The sequence below is a fragment of the Qipengyuania sp. JB2-7 genome, assembly GCF_055693485.1.
This window is the reverse complement of the sequence record NZ_CM146335.1, coordinates 981,307-1,004,101: the sequence shown is the minus strand read 5'-3', so window position 1 is coordinate 1,004,101 and position 22,795 is coordinate 981,307. Positions and strand designations below refer to the sequence as shown.

General features: G+C 54.9%; 21 protein-coding genes. 7 read left to right on the top strand and 14 right to left on the bottom strand.

The genetic code is table 11. The features are described from left to right. Positions 1-20: 20 nt before the first annotated feature. Genes ACZ1GM_RS04940 through ACZ1GM_RS04920 form a run of 5 tightly spaced genes read right to left on the bottom strand, consistent with a single transcriptional unit; the run spans position 21 to position 4,578 of the window. Positions 21-1,292: a mandelate racemase/muconate lactonizing enzyme family protein gene (locus ACZ1GM_RS04940; protein WP_472678029.1), complete on the bottom strand. Its 1,272-nt coding sequence runs from the start codon at positions 1,290-1,292 to the stop codon at positions 21-23. A gap of 34 nt (positions 1,293-1,326) precedes the next feature. After that, entirely contained in the window at positions 1,327-1,722 is a 396-nt protein-coding gene (locus ACZ1GM_RS04935) for an EF-hand domain-containing protein (protein ID WP_472678028.1), read from the bottom strand. 58 nt (positions 1,723-1,780) lie between these two features. Next, a complete protein-coding gene (locus ACZ1GM_RS04930; protein ID WP_472678027.1) occupies positions 1,781-2,992 on the bottom strand; it encodes a mandelate racemase/muconate lactonizing enzyme family protein in 1,212 nt (403 codons plus the stop codon). 21 nt (positions 2,993-3,013) lie between these two features. After that, a complete protein-coding gene (locus tag ACZ1GM_RS04925; RefSeq protein ID WP_472678026.1) occupies positions 3,014-3,634 on the bottom strand; it encodes a 2-dehydro-3-deoxy-6-phosphogalactonate aldolase in 621 nt (206 codons plus the stop codon). 26 nt (positions 3,635-3,660) lie between these two features. Continuing rightward, positions 3,661-4,578: a 2-dehydro-3-deoxygalactonokinase gene (locus ACZ1GM_RS04920; protein ID WP_472678025.1), complete on the bottom strand. Its 918-nt coding sequence runs from the start codon at positions 4,576-4,578 to the stop codon at positions 3,661-3,663. 166 nt (positions 4,579-4,744) lie between these two features. On the opposite strand from ACZ1GM_RS04920, the gene ACZ1GM_RS04915 reads away from it, so the two are divergent. Genes ACZ1GM_RS04915 through ACZ1GM_RS04905 form a run of 3 tightly spaced genes read left to right on the top strand, consistent with a single transcriptional unit; the run spans position 4,745 to position 7,123 of the window. Further along, positions 4,745-5,440, top strand: a complete 696-nt coding sequence (locus tag ACZ1GM_RS04915) for an MFS transporter (RefSeq protein ID WP_472678024.1) — start codon at positions 4,745-4,747, stop codon at positions 5,438-5,440. Further along, positions 5,424-6,308: an MFS transporter gene (locus tag ACZ1GM_RS04910; RefSeq protein ID WP_472678023.1), complete on the top strand. Its 885-nt coding sequence runs from the start codon at positions 5,424-5,426 to the stop codon at positions 6,306-6,308. Before ACZ1GM_RS04915 ends, ACZ1GM_RS04910 begins: the two co-directional genes overlap by 17 nt. Before the next feature lie 35 nt (positions 6,309-6,343). Beyond that, positions 6,344-7,123 (top strand): glucose 1-dehydrogenase, encoded by a 780-nt coding sequence (locus ACZ1GM_RS04905; RefSeq protein WP_472678022.1) that lies wholly within the window; start codon positions 6,344-6,346, stop codon positions 7,121-7,123. On the opposite strand, the gene ACZ1GM_RS04900 is transcribed toward ACZ1GM_RS04905, so the two are convergent. The 8 genes from ACZ1GM_RS04900 to ACZ1GM_RS04865 all read right to left on the bottom strand — a co-directional run bounded on the left by ACZ1GM_RS04900 (position 7,111) and on the right by ACZ1GM_RS04865 (position 14,747). Beyond that, positions 7,111-8,568: a sulfatase-like hydrolase/transferase gene (locus tag ACZ1GM_RS04900; protein WP_472678021.1), complete on the bottom strand. Its 1,458-nt coding sequence runs from the start codon at positions 8,566-8,568 to the stop codon at positions 7,111-7,113. The two genes, ACZ1GM_RS04905 and ACZ1GM_RS04900, sit on opposite strands and share 13 nt — an antisense overlap. 33 nt (positions 8,569-8,601) lie before the next feature. Continuing rightward, positions 8,602-9,348: a FadR/GntR family transcriptional regulator gene (locus tag ACZ1GM_RS04895; RefSeq protein WP_472678020.1), complete on the bottom strand. Its 747-nt coding sequence runs from the start codon at positions 9,346-9,348 to the stop codon at positions 8,602-8,604. Between the two features lie 68 nt (positions 9,349-9,416). Continuing rightward, entirely contained in the window at positions 9,417-10,283 is an 867-nt protein-coding gene (locus tag ACZ1GM_RS04890; protein ID WP_472678019.1) for an SMP-30/gluconolactonase/LRE family protein, read from the bottom strand. A 32-nt stretch (positions 10,284-10,315) separates the two neighbouring features. Continuing rightward, the gene (locus ACZ1GM_RS04885) at positions 10,316-11,410 is read right to left on the bottom strand and encodes a sulfatase-like hydrolase/transferase (RefSeq protein WP_472678018.1); all 1,095 of its coding nucleotides are present in this window, start codon (positions 11,408-11,410) and stop codon (positions 10,316-10,318) included. Beyond that, on the bottom strand, positions 11,358-11,819 hold the full coding sequence (locus ACZ1GM_RS04880; RefSeq protein WP_472678017.1) for a sulfatase family protein: 462 nt from the start codon (positions 11,817-11,819) through the stop codon (positions 11,358-11,360). The genes ACZ1GM_RS04885 and ACZ1GM_RS04880 overlap by 53 nt, the downstream gene beginning before the upstream one ends. Before the next feature lie 4 nt (positions 11,820-11,823). Beyond that, positions 11,824-12,174, bottom strand: a complete 351-nt coding sequence (locus ACZ1GM_RS04875; RefSeq protein WP_472678016.1) for a hypothetical protein — start codon at positions 12,172-12,174, stop codon at positions 11,824-11,826. Beyond that, a complete protein-coding gene (locus ACZ1GM_RS04870) occupies positions 12,137-13,276 on the bottom strand; it encodes a sulfatase-like hydrolase/transferase (RefSeq protein WP_472678015.1) in 1,140 nt (379 codons plus the stop codon). Before ACZ1GM_RS04870 ends, ACZ1GM_RS04875 begins: the two co-directional genes overlap by 38 nt. A gap of 31 nt (positions 13,277-13,307) precedes the next feature. Then, positions 13,308-14,747 (bottom strand): aldehyde dehydrogenase family protein, encoded by a 1,440-nt coding sequence (locus ACZ1GM_RS04865; RefSeq protein ID WP_472678014.1) that lies wholly within the window; start codon positions 14,745-14,747, stop codon positions 13,308-13,310. 217 nt (positions 14,748-14,964) lie between these two features. Between ACZ1GM_RS04865 and ACZ1GM_RS04860 the strand changes: the two genes are divergently transcribed. The 4 genes from ACZ1GM_RS04860 (at position 14,965) to ACZ1GM_RS04845 (ending at position 21,518) form a co-directional block, all read left to right on the top strand. After that, positions 14,965-15,972: a formylglycine-generating enzyme family protein gene (locus ACZ1GM_RS04860; RefSeq protein ID WP_472678013.1), complete on the top strand. Its 1,008-nt coding sequence runs from the start codon at positions 14,965-14,967 to the stop codon at positions 15,970-15,972. A gap of 5 nt (positions 15,973-15,977) precedes the next feature. Next, positions 15,978-16,991, top strand: coding sequence for an SDR family oxidoreductase (locus ACZ1GM_RS04855; protein ID WP_472678012.1), 1,014 nt, complete (start codon positions 15,978-15,980; stop codon positions 16,989-16,991). 140 nt (positions 16,992-17,131) lie between these two features. Beyond that, positions 17,132-19,030, top strand: coding sequence for a CRTAC1 family protein (locus ACZ1GM_RS04850; RefSeq protein WP_472678011.1), 1,899 nt, complete (start codon positions 17,132-17,134; stop codon positions 19,028-19,030). A gap of 58 nt (positions 19,031-19,088) precedes the next feature. Continuing rightward, positions 19,089-21,518: a hypothetical protein gene (locus tag ACZ1GM_RS04845; RefSeq protein WP_472678010.1), complete on the top strand. Its 2,430-nt coding sequence runs from the start codon at positions 19,089-19,091 to the stop codon at positions 21,516-21,518. 21 nt (positions 21,519-21,539) lie between these two features. Here ACZ1GM_RS04845 and ACZ1GM_RS04840 read toward each other — a convergent pair whose 3' ends face one another. Next, the gene (locus tag ACZ1GM_RS04840; protein ID WP_472678009.1) at positions 21,540-22,529 is read right to left on the bottom strand and encodes a family 16 glycosylhydrolase; all 990 of its coding nucleotides are present in this window, start codon (positions 22,527-22,529) and stop codon (positions 21,540-21,542) included. Positions 22,530-22,795 lie beyond the last annotated feature (266 nt).

Here is a 22,795-nt window from a genome sequence, read left to right as displayed (position 1 = left end):
CGCGCCAGGCGGCGGTTTCTTCAATTGACTTCAAAATGTTTGATGAATTCCGGGTTTGGATCGACGCCAAGCCCCGGCGCCGTTGGTATTGCCACTGCGCCCGCATTTTCAGCGACTTGTTCATTGATCCGAAGAGGTTCTTTGAGAAGCTCCTCGCGGAAGCGGTTCGGCGTGGTGTCATATTCGAGCATCGGTTGGACGGGATGCGCACCGCCTGGAAAATCAGGTAGTGCCGCCAGCAGATGAAGGTTAGTTCCGACCGCCACTGCAGAGCCCCAGACGTGATTAACGACAGGCACGAAGTGAGCCTGGGCGAGCGCCAGAACTTTTTGGTATTCGGTTATGCCGCCAAGCCCACAAACTTCGGGTTGGAGGATGTCAACGCAGCGCCCCTGAATCAGGTCGCGAAAGCCCCATCTGGTGAACTCGGCCTCGCCACCAGCGATGTTTACGTCGAGCGCGGCGCATAAATCGCGATAGCCCTGACGATCTTCAGGAGCGACCGGCTCTTCAAACCAATAGACGTCCAGCTCCTCCATCGCCCGCCCTAATGGTATCGCTTCACGCGTTGTGTAGGCGTGGTTTGCATCGACCATGAGATCGATATCATCACCGATTGATTTCCGTACTGCTTCGACCAGTCTCATGTCGGTTTTTGGACCAAGGCCGATTTTCATCTTCATTGCGCCGAACCCAGCATCCTTGATCCGCGCGCTTTCCGCAGCGAACCGTTCAGCTAGATCATCCTTGCGTTGAAGCATCATGCCGTAGCCATAGACAGGAATGCGGTCACGGAAGGCCCCGCCAAGCAGCTTCCAAACGGGCACTCCGTGAGCCTTGCCAGCAATATCCCAAAGCGCGATATCGACGCCAGAAAGCGACTGGATTGGCATCCCTTTCTGCCCGTGATCACGCAGCAGATTGTACACTTTGTGCCAGATGACCTCGCGATCCAGCGCATCATCGCCAACAATCATGGGAGCGATGACGCGCTCAATGATCGTCTTGTTGGCAAATGCTACCGCGCCGCCTCCGAAAGATTCGCCCCAACCGGTAATTCCGGCATCGGTTTGCACCTCAACAAGGTGCGCTGTGCGCTTCGTATAATATTGCTGTGAATAGCCAAGTTCATCGTCGAGGTCGTATTGCAGCACATGACTCTTGATGGCGGTAATGCGAATTTTCCCAAGCGATGCGCGAGAGGGGTAGTCACGCGCCTCTTCACCGGGTGCCGACGCCGCACCGACCCGATTTATCGTATCATTTGTCACATCTGATGTTTGAATTTCCAAAGCAGCCTCCCTCCCTTCGGCATCAAAGGCAGAATTACTTCTTGAGCAGAAAAGGTGGCGCTTCGGACGGCGCTAGCGCGCCGTTGCGATCCTCGTCGCGATTACCGAAAATCCAACTGTAGATTTCCACGAGCTCAGCCGCGCTCATCTCATCGTCACCATTGGTGTTAAAGCGCTCGGCGGTAGTAACCTGGAAATCACCGCCTGTGACCGTCCATTCAGCAATGGTGATGCGATCATCGTTGTTGACGTCGAACCGACCATAGTCGCGCTCTGCCATCGCCATTACGAATTCGTCGAGTGAAAGCGAGCCGTCGCCGTTCGCGTCGACGCCATCATTGAAACCACTTGATGAAGCGTTCGCCCCAGAAGCCGCCGCCAAAGTGATAAGTGCGCCTGCCTTCATGAGGCAGCTGACCCAACCCTTCATATAGTCTCTCCCCACAGGTTACCGCCCGATTCGCGTCGCGCCATCCAACCTGTGCGGACTATATAAACATCATATGTTTGCTAATTGCAAGCCCCTCGGACATTTTCCTAAAGGGAGCAATGATCACCAGTTTGTGAAGGAGCCGTCCGGTACGCACCATCCTCGGCGCCTCCCAGAATTGGAAGCTCGCTTCTCTGATCGCCTCTTCATTAACAAGCACGCCGTGACCTGCGCGCTCACCAATGGCGAGCATATGGTTTTGCTCGCGCGGCGCATGTTCAAAATAGCGGTTCTCCTCATAGCGATCACGCAGTGCATAAGGAGCGACTTCATACCATCCGCAATTCGGAATCGCTGCGCACATCTGCAGCGACGCCGCCGTGCAAATCGGTCCAAGCGGGTCATGAGGCATAACATCAATGTAATGCGTTTCGGCCATCGCGGCGATTTTCATGGCCTCGGTTATGCCGCCGACATTGCACACATCGATCCGCGCATAGTTCGTCAGCCCACGCTCTATCAAAGGGGCAAACTGCCACTTGTCCGAACATTCCTCTCCTATCGCAAAGGGAACATCCGTCATCTTGCGCAGCGCTTCATACGCCTCAACAGATTGATACCGGATTGGCTCTTCAAGAAAATCCAACGTGCCAGGAGGCATTTTTTGGCAGAAACGGGCGGCCTCTGCGACCGATAGGCGCGAATGAAAATCGATCCCCAGCACAATGTCCGGGCCAATTTCAGAGCGCAATTCGGTCAATACGCTGGCGGAGTTTGAAACACTTCTGTCGATGTCGACAGAGCCAGCCGCCATGTCACCTGCTGCGGTGCGGACGACTTTCCAGCCGTCAGCGACGAATTGCTTTACTTCTTCAATCAGGCTTTCATCATGCGGTTTAATCGAAGTGACGAAGCATTCCACGCGATCGCGCTGCTTGCCGCCAAGCAGAGCATGGATTGGCAAATTCAGTGCTTTGCCCCGAATATCCCACAGTGCGATGTCGATTGCCGAAAGTGCAGCGGTTAGAACGCGTCCGCCTTCAAAATATTGCCCGCGATACACTTCCTGCCAGATTGCCCCGATCCGATCGGCGTCTTTGCCGATCAGGAATTCTCGGAAGTGATCGACCGCGCCTGCAACGGCTTTTTCACGACTGGACAGGCCGGATTCCCCCCAACCAGTTATGCCTTCGTCGGTCTCAATCTTGACGAGACAGAGATTTCGATGGCCAACCCATACTGGGAAGGCCTTCACTTCGGTGATCTTCAAAAACCCCTCCTCGCCTTTAATTCACATTCCGGTTGCGGCGCGTAAAGCCTCTGCTTTCTGTCTGACCGCGTCAACCGTGTCGCCTTTGCGATATAGTTCACCGCCAATGCCGTAACCATCTGCGCCCGCCTCGCGCCAGTTCTGGATTGTGTCCGCGCCAACGCCACCGGTCACTACGATCCGCGCATTCTGCGGAAGTACAGACTTCATCGCCTTGATATGATCAGGTCCATAGGTTGAGGCAGGAAAAACCTTTAGCCAATTGGCTCCCGCCTCAATCGCCGCAAAGGCTTCCGTCGGCGTGGCAACACCGGGCAGGGATATCATGCCCGCACTCACAGTCTCACGAACAACATCTTCCTTGAAGTTGGGAGAAACAATTATCCGCCCGCCCGCTTCGCGCACCAAGTTGACGTGCTCGACCGTTAGAACGGTTCCTGCACCCGTTATGCAGTCTGTAGGGATTGCTTCAGTTAGCAGCCTGATAGATTCAAAAGGGTCAGGCGAGTTAAGTGGCACCTCAATACAGCGGAACCCCTTCACGTAAAGTTCCTCGCCAATCGCCACAACTTCGTCGGGCCTTACACCCCGAAGGATTGCCACCAAGGGGCATGCGTTCAGCGCTTCTTCAATTGTGGTCATGGGATCCCTTTCTTGAGAATCGCGACTTACAACGCCAGAAAACCGGCGTGGATCGCGTCTATTCCATCAAGCGTCGTACTCTTGTGGCCTAAGCGATCAATCGCCAACGCGTACTTGCTGCATAGTGACGGATCGCCGATAAGCTCGACACCGTTTTCGGGAACACCGTACAGGCTGAGTGCATTCTGCACGCAAGAGCCCAATAGCAAACCCGACATGTAACTCGGGCCATCGCCTGCGCCATCTGGGTTGGTCAGTGTCCGCGTACGTGTCGAAAACAGAGAATGCAGCAGGGCATCAGGATGATTGACCATCAAATCGACACCTTGCAAAAAGCTAAGCTGATCAAATGGTTTGGCGAATATAACATCTGATTTTGCGACCAGGATCGAGTGCTCTTTGAGCAGCGCGAACAACTCGCCAGTCAGCGCTGTGTTGAAAGAGACCAGTCGCGAGCCTGACATTCTGCACCATTTCGTGTGCGTCCCCGGCAGGCAGAACAAGCGATCCCCTTGCGATGCCTCAGGGTTTCTGGCGAGCCAGCCGAGCATCTGCAATTCCTCGCCTCGCATAAGATCGGCCTGCCCCATCGGGTTTTCGCAGCGCAGCCCGGGCAGGATTGCCATCTGGTGGCCGCATTGCTCGAAGCCTTCTGCATGGTCAGAAAGTTCATGCAGAGTCGCGGGGCAATCCACATAACCTGTTTCACGCCATCCGATATTGGAGCCAACCATTCCGGCCATGACAATATCAAGTTTACCAAGCCGACTGGTCCAAGGCTCAATCGTTTCAAGTAATACATCTGCAATAGGCCGGTCGAGCTTTGCAATACCCGAGCCATAGGCGATATGATCGCGATCCGGTACGCTTACGCCATCTTCGATCAGCATGGCACGCATTCGGCTGGTCCCCCAGTCGACCCCGATATACGGTTTCGAATACATCCCCTACTCCGCCTGTTCGCTTAACTCTGACCGTTTCTGTAACCAGTGGTCATGGCCCTACACAATTCATCATATGTTTGCATAGGTCAAATCTATATGCCATATCGTCTCGTAAATCTGGCGCGGGGACAATGAGCGGCAGGATTATGGAGAGGGATACAACCTGATGCAGGCTTCGACCACGCGACGCAATGTCACGCGTTATGCCTTGATTGCCGCCTTTGGTGGCTTTGTCTTCGGAATTGATGCTGCGAACATTTCTGGCGCCATTCGGTATGTGAGCGCGCTGTTCGGGTTAAACACTGCGCAAGCAGGCTTGGTGGCATCGGTCCCGCTGGTGGGCGTGATCTTCGCGCTTTTCTTTACAGGTATGCTTTGCGACCGCTTCGGGCGGAAACGCATCCTGCTCGCCATTGCATACACGTACCTCGTGTCTGCGGCTCTTTCAGCCTTCGCTCCAAGCTATGAAATACTGGTCTTTGGCCGTTTCATTGGCGGCGTTGCCTTCGCATCTTTGACCGTCTCGGCCATGTATATTGGCGAAATCGCGCCAGCCGATCAGCGTGGGCGTTTCGTATCTGTGTCGCAATTGTTGATCACTCTCGGCAGCCTCCTTGCGTTTGTCGTGAACTACTTCCTCGTTGGGTGGATAGATACCGTTGCGATGTTCACAGAACGGAACATCTGGCGCTTCATGCTCGGATTCGAGATCATTTTTAACGTGATCTGGATTGCCGCGCTATACACGATACCGAAGAGCCCACGGTGGTTGATTTCCAAAGGGAAAGCGTACCGAAGCGCGAGAGGTTTTCGCGAAGACTCTGCCCGAAAATCAGGTCACGGCCGTGCTGGAAGATGTTGAGCAATCGGTCAAAGACGAGCCCAGAACCGCTGTTCTGGTGCAGATGAGCAAGCTCTTCTCTCGCCCCATGTGGTACGTACTCGCTGTCGCTTGCATTTATGCGATCGTACAAGGCGCGACGGGAATGAATGCCGTCTTGTTCTTTGCACCGACCGTTTTCGAGCAAGTTGGGATGACCACCGAAGACACGTTCTTCCAAACCATGATTTTGGGTCTGGTCGCCGTTCTTGGCACTCTGGTCGCGATTTCGCTGGTTGAGAAATGGGGGCGCCGCACACTTACGTTGCTTGGCCTTGGCCTTGTGGTAGTGGCGCACACCTCTACTTGGTATGGGTTCAATTCGGCGACGTACGAACTTAACGAGGCTTCGATCACAGCGATCGCTGCCGCTGATGCAGAATTCGAAACCTCCCGCCTCGATGGACTTGTCGGCAATGTGTATGAGAGCGATGTAGACCTCAAGGCTGATCTGGCATCAATCTACTCACTTGAGGAACTGCCACTGGTCAGTGGGGCCATCATTGACAGCACAATCACGATCGAACCGTTTTTTGTTTTGTTCGGACTGTTCGCTTTCTATGCGGCCTTCAATATGTCGATCGGCCCAATCATGTGGGTGATATTCTCAGAACTGTTTCCTACATCCGTCCGCAGCGTGGCCCTGCCCTTCGTCGCTTTGGTCCAGACCATTTCGAGCTATGCAGTCACTCAGGCATTCCCTTGGCAGCTTGAAAACATGGGATCGGCTAAGACCTTCCTCATTTTCGCTGGGGTCGGCGTTATCGGACTGGTCGCAATGTATTTCCTATTGCCGGAAACCAAGGGCAAAACGATCGAGCAGCTTGAGCAAGAGCTGATACGCGCATAGCGTCGGATTGAATGAACACCGGCGAGAGAGGCGTTATGCGAGGAAGACTGGACGGTCAGGTCGCGATTGTGACCGGCGGAGCGGACGGCATCGGAAGAGCGATTGCAGAACTCTTCGCGCACGAAGGTGCGAAGGTTTGTATTGCTGATTTGAACGCCCAGCTTGGCGAAGAGGCGAAGACATCAATTTTCGAACGGGGTGGAGACGCCATCTTTGTCGAAACAGATATTGCCAAGCCTGCATCAATCGCTGGAATGGTTGAGCAAACAGTAGAAAGCTTGGGTGAGCCCAGCGTCTTGGTCAACAATGCTGGCTTCATCGCATTTACAGACGATCCCACTGAAGCCACTCCCGAGCTGTGGCAGCAGATATTTGCGGTCAACCTGGAAGGCATGTGGGAGTGTAGCCGAGCGGTGCTGCCCTTCATGCGCAAGGCCGGGCGCGGATCTATCGTTAATTTAGGCTCGGTGCACTCGTTCCAGATTGTTACTGGCCATTTCCCCTACGCCGTAACAAAACACGGGGTTATTGGTCTGACGCGCAGTCTGGCGGTTGAGTATGGCCCGGAAAACATTCGCGTGAACGCCCTGTGCCCCGGAATGGTGGAAACGCCGACTGCCTTGCGCGGGTGGCAAAAACTGGACGATCCAGCCGGAGTGCGCAAATGGGTGGGCGACTTGCACCCACTGAAACGCAACGCCAGCTGTGAAGAAATGGCCTATCCGGCGCTATTCCTCGCCTGTGATGAAAGCAGCTTCATGACCGGCCAATCGCTTGTGGTCGATGGCGGTCGATCAGCTTTCTATTCCGACTGAGGCGGCACCGTTCTGCGATCTGGCTTCCAGTTCCATGGTTCCAGATCGCGTCCGGGCCGCCGATAGCGATCCATTCGGTCTGTATCATATTCTTCGAACTGCTGATCGAGCGTCCAAAGCGGGCGTTTGTGAGTCAACTCCCACTGATGCAATCTCTGGAACATACTTCGCAGGATTGCAGGATTGTCGGACGAACGATCTCTCTGTTCTTCCGGATCGCGTGCTATATTGAACAATTGTGCAGGTCGATCAGCAAAGCGGATCAGTTTCCAGTCGCCCCTGCGCATCGCCGCACGGACATCCTTTTTCCAGAAGAGTTGCGCGTGCGGGTCTTCTTTTGTCGCGCCACTCAGGTGCGGCCAAAGGTTGACGCCGTCGATATTCTCAAGCTCAGCCTCGTCGCCTCCGGCTGCGACATGGAAGCTCGGCAACAGATCCATCGTGCTCACCGGACGATCATAGGTGCCCGGTGTCAGCTTTGCCGGCCAGCTGACGACATAGGGCACCCGGATCCCGCCCTCGAGGTGGTTCGACTTCGTGCCAGCTAGAGGCCAGTTGATAGATGCATTCTTATCCGTTGGCCCACCGTTATCGTTGGTGAACACGACTATAGTGTTATCCAGCTCTCCGGCCTGGGTGATCGCATCAAGAACGGTTCCGATCGCGCGATCCATTGCCCACATCATTGCGGCGTAAGTCTTGCGCTTGCCCGTCAGGTTGGGAAAGCGCGCTAAATCCTCTTCGGTCGCCTCCATCGGAGTGTGCGGCGCATTGAAAGAGAGATAAATGAAGAAAGGCGCCTCATCATCACGTGCGACAAATTTCGCCGCTTCTTCGCCCAACACATCGGTAACGTAACCGTCAGGCTCTTCAAAATTGCGGAAGCCGCGCTCCATCAGCTCATCGCGCGTGGTATGTCGGCGGCCATCGCTGTACGGAAAGAAGCTGCGTGCACCGCCGCGAAAGCCGTAGAACTCATCAAAACCGCGATAACGCGGATGAAAACGATCAGCATTCCCTAGGTGCCATTTGCCGTAAACCGCAGTGCGGTATCCTTGACGCTTCAGATAGTCAGCGATCGTCCATTGATCGAGCGGCAGGCCCATGTCATCGCCAAGATATTTTGAATTCGGGCTCATATACCCTGGCACATTGATTTCTTGATATCCGAAGCGCTGCTGATAGCGTCCTGTCATCAACCCAGCGCGCGATGGACCACAGGTCGGATCGGTCACGTAGCCTTGGCTGAAGACAACTCCTCTCTCCGCTAATCCGTCGAGATGGGGTGTCTGGATATCTTCGCTGCCGTGAAATCCAAAATCATCATATCCCGCATCATCAGAAAAAATGAGCAGGATATTCGGCTGACCTTTTGCCGATAGCGGCCCCGAAATAACTACAGCAATCAGTGTAAGCAGGGTTCGAACGATGGCAAATCGGGTCATGGGCATTCCGTCAGGTGAAGGTTGGGCGAACGCTCAAAGCAACGGGTCTTCGCCAAGCTCAAGCCTTAGGCGACGAACCGCATCTTCAAGCAACTTTGATGTCAATTGTTCCGCTTCGTCCGGGTCGCGCGCTTCGATCGCATCCGCTAAATCGCGGTGGAATGGTATCGACGCTCCGTTTTCGCGCGGATCCTTATTAGTGATACGGACGCTTATAAGCAGGGCAGAATAAGTCACACCTTCGATGGCGGCGAGAAATTCATTGTGCGCGGCATGCAGGATCGCCTTGTGAAACAGGGCGTCTGCAATGATGAACCGTTCCGTCGATCCTTGCTCCTCGGCCATCCGGTCGCACGCAAGCTGGATGTTCTGGATATCTTCGTCTGTGGCACGCTCGGCTGCCCAGCGCGCTGCCTTAGGTTCAATTGCCAGCCTGATCTCGGCCAATTGCGCAAGAAACTCTCTGCGGGGCGGAGCGGAGAGATGCCACGCCATCACATCATCATCAAGAAGCTTCCAATTGTTGCGAGTGCGCACGTGCGTGCCAACCCCGCGACGTACGGACAGCATGCCCTTTTCCACCAGGATCTTGACTGCCTCTCGCACCACAACTCGGCTGACAGAATAACGTTCGGCCAAAGAGTTCTCGTCATCGATCAACTCTCCCGGCTCAAAAGTTCCGGCAACAATACGGCGACCCATTTCGCGGGCCATTTGGGCGGGGAGACTCAAGCGGACATTCGCGGTGTCCTTGAGGTCATAATAGACAAGTTCACTCATACCGCTTGCATTAGACTCAATATCGAGTCTCGCCAAATAGGTATTACGTTTGTCGTACGCAGACATGTTCAATTGGTCCGAAATACCGGCTCTGCGCATCCGCGGACGCAATCCGAGAAACGCAGCGTCGTCCCATGCACGACACAGTCATCGCCCGCAGCGGTCAGACCGATTGCAGCCGTTGTGACGAAGAGGTCGGTGTGATCTTTGCCGCCAAAAGCGGGGCAGGTTGAGCGCGGCGTATGCGTTTCGAACCGTTCAACAACTTGCCCTTCGGGGGAAATCCGAAAAACGGCGCCGCCATCAAAGATAGCCGCCAGCATATGGCTATCCTGATCGATTATCGCGCCATCAATCGCGGTACCGTCAACTGTGAAGTCCAAGAACAGCTCCGGCTTGGCGGAAGGCCAGCCGTCTTTGTCCAAAGCGACGCGCCAGGTTTTCTTGGCCACTGAGTCTGTAAAGTAACCCAGCTTGCCGGCGCGATCGAAACAGATGCCATTGGGAATGGTGATGCTTTGGACCATCACGCGAAGTTCGCCGCGATAGTAGCGGTAGATGGCGCCCGCACCCTCATCCGCCGATTTGCTCATCGTACCAATCCAGAAACCACCCCACGGATCCGCCCTGCCGTCATTGCTGCGGGTGTCTGGGTCACTCGCCTCAATCTCGCACAGCTTCTCGGTCGCCCAGTCAGCTATGGAAAGAGTGTACAGTCCGGTTTCAGTCGCGAGCAACAATGTGTCGGTGTCGATCAATGCCAGGGCAGAGACCATTTCGTCAAAACGATGTTCACGCTGCCCCTCCATGCCTTTGCTCATCACCTTCTGATTCGGGATATCGACCCAAAACAGCTCTTGACGCTCAGGGTGCCATAGCGGCCCTTCACCCAGGCCGCAGGCGCGATCATCGAAAACATCCATGATCTCACTCACCCTGTTCGGTCATCATTGGTAAACCCGTTCAATCAGTTGCTGCAGTTTCGTGGCAGAGGGGTCTTCAATCGCATTAAGCCGCTCATGCAATCGGTACGCGCAATTGGCGAACCACAGTCCCGTGTTCGCTCGAGATCTATGAGGTTCGTCACTTCACCAGGGTCGGCCACCAAGTCATATAACTCGTCGCGACTGTCGCCGGGATTCCAGACATATTTGTACTGCGGTGTGCGAATTGCGCGCAGACCGAACCACGCCCCATTGTACCATTCAAAAGCATAAAGAGCATCGTCGGGCCCCGTCAGCGTACCCGAACCGTTAATCACACCGGCCAGCGAACGCCCGTCAATCGGCTTGGACGGTGACAAATTCATCCAGTCGAACAGGGTCGCAGGAATATCAATCAGCGACACATGCCGATTAACGATGCCGGGTTTCGCATCCGGATCGCGCATCAACAGAGGAATGCGCATCAGCTCATCATACGCATAGGCGGCTTTATCATAAAGGCCGTGCTCACCGATCATGCTGCCCTGATCGCCAAGAAAGACAATGTGGAGATCATCATAGATGCCTTCGTCTCTTGCAGTGCGGATTAGATCGCCAACAGCCCGGTCGATCATCGCCACCGCGCCGTAATATTTGGCACGAGATTCGCGCCAGTCGGTTTCCGTCATGTGGCCGACATCATGCCATGGCCAATATGGATATTCCTGAGCGAGTGGCTTGTTTACGCGAGGCGCTCCGAAATTGTCTGGCAGGATAACATCAGCCGGATCAAACATTGAGGCATACGGTTCGGGCACGCGATAGGGCGGGTGCGGCTGCTGAAAGCTAACAACACCCAAGAATGGTTCCCCGCGGCGCGCTGCCTTGCGGATCAGCTCCTTACCATCGTGGACCTTCTCGGCAGCTGGAGTATCTTCATAGCTGCCCGGTGTCGTCTGGTAATACTGGTGCTTTTCTCCACCTGCGTCGCGTTCACCCCTGTTATAGCCCCGAATGATTTCTAACCCGGCATATGGAGTGTAAGGCTTGGCACCTGCTGTGACTTCGGCATCGAGTCTTGCAAATTTAGCGCCGCGAGATCTGCGGGCCGCGTTCGCCCAAATGCCATTTGCCAACATAGCCGACGTAATACCCGTTATCGACCGCATCGCGCAGGAAACCACCCTCTTCCGGGTTCATGTCGTTTAGGCGTGACGTCCAAAGCCCAAGGTTGTCATCAAGGCCGGTGCGGTGCCCCCAGCGACCTGTGAAAAACGCGGCGCGCGATGGCGAACACAATCCAGTGGTCGTGATAGCCATATCAAAGCGGGTCGATTCAGCAGCCAGCGCATCGATGTTAGGCGTCGGTACAGGCCCACCACGATAAGAGAAGCTGTCAAACCTCAGGTCATCGAAGAACAAGATGAGGATATTCGGCTTATCTTCAACCGCTCCTTTTTCGGCCATCGCAGCTGGCTGCCCGTTGGCCAGCGCTGCACAAGAGGTAAGTGCGAAAGCCGCAAGGATAGCAAGGGCGTGACGGGCCATATCGCTAAGACCCCTCCCATTCGTTGAATATTGAAATCGCGCTTTCGTCAGCCATTTGGGCGTTCCATCGCTCCCACGCTCGGTACAACTCGTCAGAGCGCGCTTTCTCGGAATTCTGCAAATTCGTTTGCTCACCTTTGTCATCCGAAAGGTCATAGAACATCCGCCGCCGCTGGTATTCGACCAGCTTGTCACTGCCTTCGACAACTCCGCGACGCCCAATACGTGAATTGTCGCGGGTATTCGCAGGGTAACGCCAGAATAGCTGGCGCTGAGGTGCCTTATTACGCAGATCTCCTGCCAGATAGGGGATGAGATTAACCCCATCGAAAGCGTTTTGAGCAGGGGCATTCACCCTGTTGACGCCAGCAGCCGTAGCCATGATATCGAGAGAACTGACCGGGTGTTTGTAGTCGCCGCCGAGCCGGTATGCGGTACGCTCCAACGCATGGCGAACGGCACCCGGATCCCCCCTCGTAAATGTCGCCCTTCCCGCCCTTCAGAGGCAGGTTGATTGACCCGTTGCGGGCGCGCATCAGGGGGCCACCATTATCGGACAGGAAGAACACGATCGTGTCCTCGGCCAAATTGTGCTCGTCCAGCTTGTTCAGGACATCGCCGACCCCGTCATCGACTGCGCTGATCATTGCCGCATAAGTGCGGCGGCGATCGTCTTTGATGTGTTTGAACCGGTCGAGATATTCCTGTGTCGCGTGCATTGGGGCATGCGGTGCATTGTAGGCAAGATAGAGGAAGAACGGTTCATCTTTGCGCCGCTCAACAAAATCGACCGCCTTTTCCGAAAGCCAGTCTGTCAAATAGCCGCTGGTTTGCACCTGCTCGCGGTAGACCATCAACCAGCTTTGATAAAGCTGCTGCCCATTTCTTGCCTCAGCCACCGGGATCGGGCGCAAGCGATCTAGGAAATAGTTGTGGCCACCATTAGTGAAGCCGTAGAACTCATCAAAGCCCCGCTCCAGCGGATGAAACTGCGGGTGGTTGCCCATGTGCCATTTACCGATAATCGCACTGGTATATCCTGACGGCGCAAGCACATCGGCGATTGTACGCTCCGTTAACGGAAGACCGGCTTTCGTATCCAGTGGGTTTTCTGACGAATTGAGATCGTATCCAAAGCGGGATTGATACCTGCCCGTAAGCAAACCGGCACGACTCGGTCCACACACAGGAAAGCTGACATAGCCCTGATCGAAGCGAACACCTTCGTTGGCGATGCGATCAATATTGGGCGTGGGAATTTCGGTACTGCCGTTGAAACCGACATCCGCATAGCCCTGATCATCGGTCAGGATCACGATGATATTCGGCGCCTGTTCTACCTCCATTGCTTCAGACTGCGAACCGTTGTCCGAAGCGGCCACGACAGCCTGTGGTGGCTGTGCAGTACAAGCGGCTAAAATCATTGCAGCTACCGCAAGCGCGAATTTCCTGATCATCGTGCTTTCCCCTCCGGCGCCCAGCCGTATCTTAAGTCGTTATTGCAGTGCTTATGCGCTTGATCGCAAAGTAATCATCCAGCGCAAAATGCGAACAATCCACACCCACGCCCGATTGCTTGAAGCCGCCATGCGGAAGCTCGATAGAGTATTTGACGCCGTTCACCTGAACCTCGCCAAACCTCAACGCATCCGCACATCTTTGTGCCTTCTCGATATCACTCGTGAAAACATATGCCGTGAGCGCAGCATCGGTATCGTTCGCAGCCGCAATCATCGCCGCTTCACCTCCGACAGGAACCATCAAATTCACCACAGGCCCGAACACTTCTTCTCGTGCGATACGCATGTTCTGTCCGACCGAACCTAAAACAGTCGGCGCGAAAAAAGCGTCACTTCCTGTATTTTCTGGAATACGATTGCCGGCGAGAACCTTCGCCCCTTCCGAAACGGCATCAGATACAAGTCCCTCGACACGCATGCGCGCACCGGCATCGATGAGCGGCCCCATGGCGATATCCTCATCACGCCCGAAACCGATTTTTATTGCATCGGCACGCTCTACGACCTTTGATGCCAGCTCATCCACGATCTCCGGCTCTGCATACACGCGGTTTGGGGTAACGCAGATTTGGCCTGAGTTGCTGAACTTAAGCGCCGTTATGGTGTCCGCCGCAAGGTCTAGATCAGCGTCAGCAAACACCAACACGGGCGCGTTTCCGCCGAGCTCCATGGAGTATCGTTTGATGCTCGTTGCGCCGGTGCGGATCACATGCTTGCCAGTTTCGGTGGAACCGATCAGCGTTAAAATCGCGGGGATCGTTGAAGCCGATATCTGGTCACCAATCGCCGCATCGTCACCGCCCACGATATTGACCACGCCAGATGGCAAACCGATCTGATGGCAAATTCTACCAACCTCATAGGTTGAAAGCGGCGTTTTGGCCGATGGTTTTACTATGATCGGGCAACCTGCGGCCATCGCAGGGCCAAGCTTGTATGCGAGGTTAAGCAGCGGAAAGTTCCAGGCGAGAAACGCGCCCACCACACCAAGAGGCTCTCTGACAATACGATGCGTATGTGTGCCATGCGGATCCTCGAGGGTCGAGCTATCTAACTCTCGCGCAAGCCCCGCATAATATTCGAGGCTCGATAGAAGCATCTCGAAATCTTCGGTCGCACCGGCCCATGGCTTACCCATCTCGATATGGACTAGATTTGTCAGCGTTTCGCGCTCAGTGGCCACGGCATCGCGAAGACGGTCCATCCAATCAGCACGCTCTGCACCAGATAGACTAGACCAGCCCGGAAAAGCAGCCTGCGCCGCCTGCAATGCGCGGTCAACGTCCGCGCTTGTGGCAGTGACAATCGTACCAGACACCATGTTATTTGCAGGGTTGGTGACATCCATCGTCGCGTCATGCAAAACCAGTTCACCTGCAATATATTGCGGGAAAATACGCGCGCCCATACCCTCTCCTCTAGCGAGCCAACTTCCCGCTTTTTGCGTTAGCGCCGCTCCGAAATCGACAGAAACGGATTGACCGAAGCGCAAACGGATAATACGACATAGCTAAACATCATATGTTTGACAGTCAATCCTCAGCAGCACTCGTTGCCAGCGGAAGATGATTGTGATGGGGAGAGAGATGGGAGCCGAACGATCCGCTTCACTAAAGCCATTTTTGATGGCCAGCATCGCAATGTCCGGCACGCTGATCGGATGCACTTCGTCGGAAGGTGAAACCCAAGCCGAACCAGAGATTGCCAAACGCGAATGCCTTGCCCCGCCACAATCAGCAATTCGCATTGAAGCGGGTTCTTTTCCGATGGGGCAGGAAAATGTCTATCGCGAAGAAGGTCCCATCCGCAATGTCAGCGTAGATGAGTTCTGGATTGACGCGACCGAGGTCACCAATGCCCAGTTCGCCGAATTTGCAGATGAAACCGGGCATATCACGGTGGCCGAGAAGCCCGTTGATCCGGGCATTTTTGGCGTTCCTGAAAGCCAGATCCCTCCTCATATGCTTCAACCCGGCTCGGCTGTTTTCACGGAACCAGAATTCGCCTCGACCCGCTACACAGATTGGTGGGAGTACCGTCCAGGCGCGAATTGGAAATTACCGACGGGCATAAGAGGAAGAGAGGCCGACCCCAATCGCCCCGTGGTTCACCTGGCCTACGCGGACATGCAAGCTTACGCTCAATGGCGCGGCGGCCGGATCCCGACTGAGGCGGAATGGGAGTACGCCGCGCGGGCTGGCGCTGAAAACTACACCGACCAGCCAAGCGAAGCGAACAGTTGGCAAGGCGCCTTCCCAGTCAAAGATTTTGCCGAAGACGGTTTTGCGGGTGTGGCACCAGTCGGCTGCTACCAGCCAAACCACTGGGGTTTGTTCGACATGATTGGTAATGTCTGGGAGGTTACCAGCGATTTTTACGCCCCTGGTCACGACCCAGATGCCGACACGAGCAATCCGCGTGGTCCTTCAGAAAATGCAGCTTATGACCCTGGCAATCCAGGCTTGCCTTCCCGCGTCATGAAAGGCGGCAGCTACCTTTGCGCGCCGAATTATTGCCAGCGTTATCGGCCTGCTGCCCGCCAAGGCAGAGACCTGGGCCTTGGCGCAAGCAATGTCGGCTTTCGTCTGGTTTACGACAGCGCCAACGCCGCGAAGCACACAGAAGAGGGCTAAACAGAATGACCGGCAAAACCATAAACACCAACCTCTCACGCCGCGGGCTGCTTGCCGCAGGAGCGTCGCTGCCGGTGGCAATTTCGCTACCAGCTGAAAGGTTAGCCGCAGCCACACCGGGTAGCCTGACGGGTCGCTCCATTTTGATCACCGGCTGCTCGAGCGGGTTCGGCAGGCAGACCGCACTATATTGCGCGACACTCGGCGCAAAGGTCATTGCGACGATGCGCGACATTCCAAGACCAGAAGCAGAAACGCTTCGTGAAGAGGCCGACGCAAGCGAATTGGATTTGCATGTTGTCGAAATCGATGTGCTCGATGACGCAAGCGTCGCACGCGGCAGCGAAGAGGCTCGCAAATTGATCGGTGGCACCGCAGATGTTCTAATCAACAATGCTGGCATCGCCATCGTCGGCCCAATCGAGGCGCAAGACATCGAAGCGACCAGATTGGCTTATGATACCAACGTCATCGGTTATCAGCGGATGATCCGATCTGTGCTCCCCGCGATGCGGACGCGGGGGTCAGGACAGATCGTCAACATATCTTCCGTTTCAGGCAGGATCATTTGGCCGGGGCTTGGTCATTATTGCCCAACGAAATTCGCAGTCGAGGCTTCTTCGGAAACTCTGGCATACGAAGTTGCTGATCAAGGCGTGGATGTATCGATCGTCCAACCTGGCGGATATCCAACCAAGTTCTGGGAAAACCGCGAAGAATTGACCCTCGCTCTCAAGGACCGGGCAAGTCCTGAACACCTTGACGGATACGGGGTAATGAGCAGCGACATGGGTTCGGGTAACATCCCGAACCTGAAAGGCGATCCGGACGACATTGCCCGCGCAATCGCAGCCTTGGTTGCTACACCTGCTGGCGAAAGGCCTCTTCGGGTGATGGTGAGCGCAGATGGAAACCCGCAGACGCAAATCAACACAGCAAGCCGGGAAACGCATGCAGGTTTCCTCTCACGCGGTCGCTTTGCCCAGGTGGCTAAAAAAGTACTTGGAAACTGGCAGTGAGACTTCAGCTGCGCCCTGTTGGAATGAGAGCATCCGACGCGGTTTCATGCGGTTGTCCAAAGAACATCCTCTATCGCGAAGATAAGCGCGATTTCGACATCAACCATCCGGCCCGGCGCTGGATTAACGAGTAAACCGATATGACGCGCTTCGCCCAAACACCTCCGCTCCGTATTTTCAGTTTGGCGCTTGCATGCGCGCTGGCTGGCTGCTCGACATCTCATACTGTGCAATCTGCGAGCGCTATCGCCCCCGATGCGCTGTTTGCGAACGCATCTGATGCCATCTCATTTGAAACGGCAGATCGCCGCCAATGGGGTGCGCCCGTCGTCTCCGATCTGGATGCGGATGGATGGGATGACATCATCATCAACGATCATGGTCATGCAGCATCGGTTTATTGGAACAATGAAGGCAAATTTTCCGAACCGGTCGTTATTATCAATGGTGATGTCCATGGCATCGGCGCGGAAGATTACAATGCCGACGGCAGAATGGATTTGATCATCGCTCAAGGGGGCGGCGATGGAGACAATCCGCGCCATCCCGTCCGCTTCATCGTCAATGGCGACAGAACTATCGAAAGGGCGGAAACGTTCTCCGATTTTGAGCAAGGCCGGGGTAGGTCGATCAAGTTTCTTGACGCAAACGCCGATGGAGCCCTCGATCTGATTTATACTGGTTTTGCCCCGCGCGACCGCGACGATTTGGCTGGAAACGAGCTGTACCTGAACTCAGGCGGCGAATTCAAATTCCATGAACATCTGCCAGACGCCGACCACGCGATTAGCTTCCATATGCTGGTGACGGATTTTGACTTGGACCGTAACCCTGACCTGCTTGTCTACGGCGCGGCCGACATGATCGCGGCAAGCAAAGGCAACGATGGGCGGTTCCTGGACGTCACCAAGGACGTGCTCGGCCCGCTATCCAAAACGCCCGATGTCAGCAGCATGGTTGAACTCGATTTCGACAATGATGGCGATTTGGACTTGTTCCTGACCCGCGCAGCCAAGAAGTTTGAGAGCGAGTCTTACTACGATGCCGAGCTGGGGCGCTTTGGATTTTTCGTCTTCCGTAAAGAGTTCATGGTTGGCGATTTCATAATCGACGGCGATCTTGTGCTCGACAACGTTCAGGAAAGCTACGCGACGCACGGTATCTATGTCGGCGCGGAAAAACGCGAGGTGCAGACCGAGAAGGCAGACAACCATTCGGGCGGAAGATTGGTTCTCAAACCCGAAGATGCGCAGGGATGGCCCGATGGTGAATTGCGCGGCCTTCATATCGGTTACCTTGGCGATGGGAAATGGCGGATCGGTGGGGATGTCCATTCACGATTGGCCGCTGTGGTCCAGAATGTCCTCAAAGCCCCACCGGCGGTCAATCGCGGACCATTACCTGCCATGCTCCTCGAAAATCGTGGCGGAGTATTTGTTGATGTGGCCAAGTCTGTCGGCATTGACGAGCCGAAGCAGACAACAGGCGCGGCAGTCGGCGATTTCAACAATGATGGCTGGATCGACATCGCCTATAGCTATTACGGCGACATGGTTCACCCGGTGGGTCACGTTGTCCTGCTGAACCAGCAGGGGAAAGGTTTCCAGAAAGCTGACAATGCCGGTATCACATCAACGGAAATTGGGGCCACGGGCCACGGCTTGTCCGTCATAGATTTTGACAGGGACGGGTTGCTCGACTTGGTTTTCGGCAATGAACGCGGTCGCTGGTACCTTGTCCAAAACACCGGCTCAAGCTCAGGCGACAATAGTCATATTATTGTCCAAACGGGACGTTCGCCCAAAGACAACGTCGCTATCAGCAGAGCACGTGTCACATTATCCGCATGCGGATCATCCCAAACCCGCGTGATTGGGATGACTGCCGACGGCTTCCATCACATGGCGAGCGAGCAAGTGCATTTCGGGATCGGCACTTGTCCAAAAGCGGATTCGATCTCCGTGGTCTGGATCAACGGTGAAAAGCAAACCTTGCTCGATATCGCGCCAAACTCAGCCGTCATGGCAGGGCGGAAGTGATGACGTCTCTCTCCTCCAAAGTCGCGTTTGCTCAGATCAATTTCTCTGGAGAACCTCAATGACACTACGCTCACTATACGCTGCGTCGCTGCTAGCGCTGGCCGCTGGCTGTACGACAGCGGAGGGAACGCCTTTGCAGGTCCCATCGGCTTCTTCCGAACCAGCCGTCGAAATGTCGAAAAGCGAAGCGGCAGCGCGGGCAAAGATCACAACACTCGAACAGCTTATGGAAGAGGCAGAGACGCGCGGTATCGACGTGAAGCGCGAGGAAACGCTCGTCTGGTTCTCGAGGGAATTCCTGAAGTTTGCCAATTGGGACGAAGAAAATCGTGACCAGATCGAAGCCGCCTTCGGTTATTACAAGAATGACTTTGTGACGCGGAAAAAGTACTACGCCGACATCCTTCCGGAATTTGAGCGCACCGAAGTTGGCAAGATGCTCGACACCGGCATTGCCGAGCTAACTGGCGTCTTGAAGGGTGAGATCGATCGCCCGGTGGTCAACCCAGTTGATTGGCAAAATATCATAGTTGGCGACAACGCCCTGTACAGCCGAGGCCGCCCTGTCTTCCTATATGACTATTTCTCGAAAACAGTAGGCGCACCGCTAACCGATACCCGCGTTTATAACGATCATCTTGGCGCGATCTTCCATGGTGGCGAGAACCTTTACCCGGTCAATCATGATCGTGCGATCAACACCTATCTGCTTCGTGAAGACGGTACATATGATCCCGATCTTTTGCGAGAAGTAACCGACATTGATCCGTCCAATGTCGGCTTTCTGTATTTCTGGAACATGGGCTACCCCGACTGGATGGCCGAAAAAGAGCCGCAGATCGGCATGAGCCGGTCGCTGTTCACTGGCTTCGATATCGACAATCCTCTAATTCGGAAAAGCTGGGGCAAAATTGCCCGCCACATGGGCGAACTGACCAAGGGTAAGAAGGTAACACAGCTCGGCTTCGTCCTATCGAACGAACCTCATTACTTTGCCGAGAAGAATCATTGGACCGCGCGCTTTGGCGAGATGCAGCAGGTCTCGGACTATACCTTCGCATTCTTCCGGCGTTGGCTGACAGAAAAATACAAGGGCGACATTGCCGAACTGAACTCGAACTGGGGCAGTGACTTCGCCGATTTTGACAGCGTGCAAATCGAAGTGCCAATGGAGAAAAACCTGCTTGGTACGCCAAAGTGGTACGATTTCATGCGGTTCAATATGGATCGCACAACCGACTGGTTCACCTTCCTTCAAGGAGAGTTGCACAAGGGCAACCCGGATGCAGATACAAGCATCAAGCTGATGACTCACCTGTGGACGCACAGCCCGCGCTCGCATGGGCTTGATTTCGAAGCGTTGACCGAATTGACGACCATGATCGGCGATGATGCGCGCGCTGTCGGTGCTCGATCCGTGCAACAGCCCGAGGTAAAAACACCATGGGAAGACCGCTACGCGTATGACTGGTCTGATCTCGGTATGGGATACGATTTCGTTGAGTCGGTCGCGCCGGACAAGATCCATTTCAATTCCGAAACGCATATGCTGTCCGCTTCCAATTGGCGCGAACTGGATACGCCGCCAGAATATGTGCGGAGCAGCTTCTGGCTCGCCACACTGCAAGGAATGGATGTCGGCACAAGCTGGTTCTGGGCACGTGATCCCGATGGATCGCCGGAAGACCGGCTTGAGGGCGAGCTTGATTTCTTCGATACGGCGCTGACCGGTTCGTATGCGGCCTCCGTCAATATGCAACCGCGCGTCGCCAATGAGAAGACGCAAGTCTATCTAGATATGAACGCGGTCGCCGAACACATTGTCGCGTTGAGAGAGCAGCGGCGCGCTGTTCGGATTTTCTACACCGAAACCTCTGCGATCAATAAAGACAATCATATGTATGCGATGCAAAGTCTGCACGAGAAGCTGTTTTTTGATGGGATGCCGGTAGGTTTCGCGACCAAAAACATCCTAGAAAAACAGGATAACTCACGGTGGGATGCGGTGCTCGTTTACCGGACGCCTTACGTCACCGATGCGGAATTCGCAGCGCTACAGACCTATCTCGACAATGGCGGCACGGTGATCGTCGATAGTCCGAAAAGCCTTTCGCTCAATGAATATGGCAAGAAGCGCGCGGCAAAGTTGAGCGCGGACTCTGGCAAACTGATTGTTAAGAGCAATGCAGACAGTTCTGCGATGCGAAAAGCCGCCCTGGCCGAAGTGTCCGAATTGCCTGCGGTCACCTTGTCCGAGACAAACCCGACGGGGCAAAAGGGCGTCATGTGGCGGGTGATCCCCAACGCAGAGGGCGGTCACATCGTCAACGTTCTTAACCTGGGCAAGCACGATGCGAACATCACCATGAGCCTGCGCGAAGGTGGAGGCTTTACAGCGGTGAACCTCGAGACTGGGGATTCCGTCTCAGCCTCTACCGAAGTGCCCCGGCACGGTGTCTTGCTTCTGGAAGTGACCCCTGTGAACTAGAATGGCAAAAGCCGAGCGGGATTACTCGCTCGGCTTTGCTCGCTGCCAAAGGCGGACATAGTCGACCTTAAATTCGACTTTGCCATCTTTGTTTTCACCTTCCGGACTATTGGCTTCCAGATCCTCAAGGCTGTCTGGCACTCCGTGCCAAGGAAATGTTTCCATATCGAGCCAGAGGACCAATGGCCGATCAGCAACCCAGCCGTCATAGTCGTCATCAACCTCGTTATTTGCCTTGGCCCATTCACGGACCTGATCCGCAGACACATCAGCGATGAGCTTACCATCGAGGAAGTACCGCACGCCATCGGGGTTCCATTCGAGACCGTAGACGTGGAAATCATCGGCTGGGCGAAAGTCGAGTTGGCGCCGCTCAGTATAGGCTGGCTGACCTTTCAACTTGCCCCAATCACGGATCGACCACCACAATTGCGTGTCGAGATGCTCTTTGCCCTCCATCCGTCCATCACCGAACAGTTCGAATATGTCGATCTCGAGCCCCTTGCCGATTGTCCAGAACGCTGAATTGATCTCGGCATCGGCGACTTTGGCCCGCGTTTCCATATACCCGTAGGTGAATTCTCGCCGTTGGATCAGGCTCGGCGTCGTAATGTTTTCGTATGGCGTTGGCTCGCCGAAATTGGGGATGCGGATTTCAGTTTCAAATGGAAAATCAGGCTCCCAGCGCGCTTCAAGAATAAGCATGCCATTCTCGAGACGATGATTTCGGCCTGAAAACTGCGACGGGGCTCGACCTTTCCAAACAAATTTCTTCGGATCATCTGGATGCACATAGGTTGGTTTGCCATCGACGAACTTGCCAACGATAAACCAGCGATCCTCATCAAGCTGATCAGCTTCAAATTCATCGCTAATCGCCTCATTGTAAACCCAGCCCCCTTCGTTCGCTGGATCGGAGTAAGGCAGCGGATGATCCGCTTCATCAGCATTGGCCAGCACCATCACGGAAAGAAGGGCGGCAGAGAGCGGTCGATGCAGACGAAGTTTCAAGTTGAGCTCCAACAGAGAGGGATTACCGAAACATCATATGTTTGGAGCCTTGAAAACTCAATACGAGAATACGAATGATCTGGCAGAACGCAGACATGCGGCAGCACAACAGGCCGCATCACTTCGGATGATGAGCTGAAACGCTTGGGTGGACCGGGTCGCTTAGCTTGTGATTTGCGGTTCATGCCCGCTTCCACCAATGCTTGCCCTCACCTGCCGTGTTAGTCTGACACCATATGCAATCTGCCAGGGCCTTCGCGTGCGTC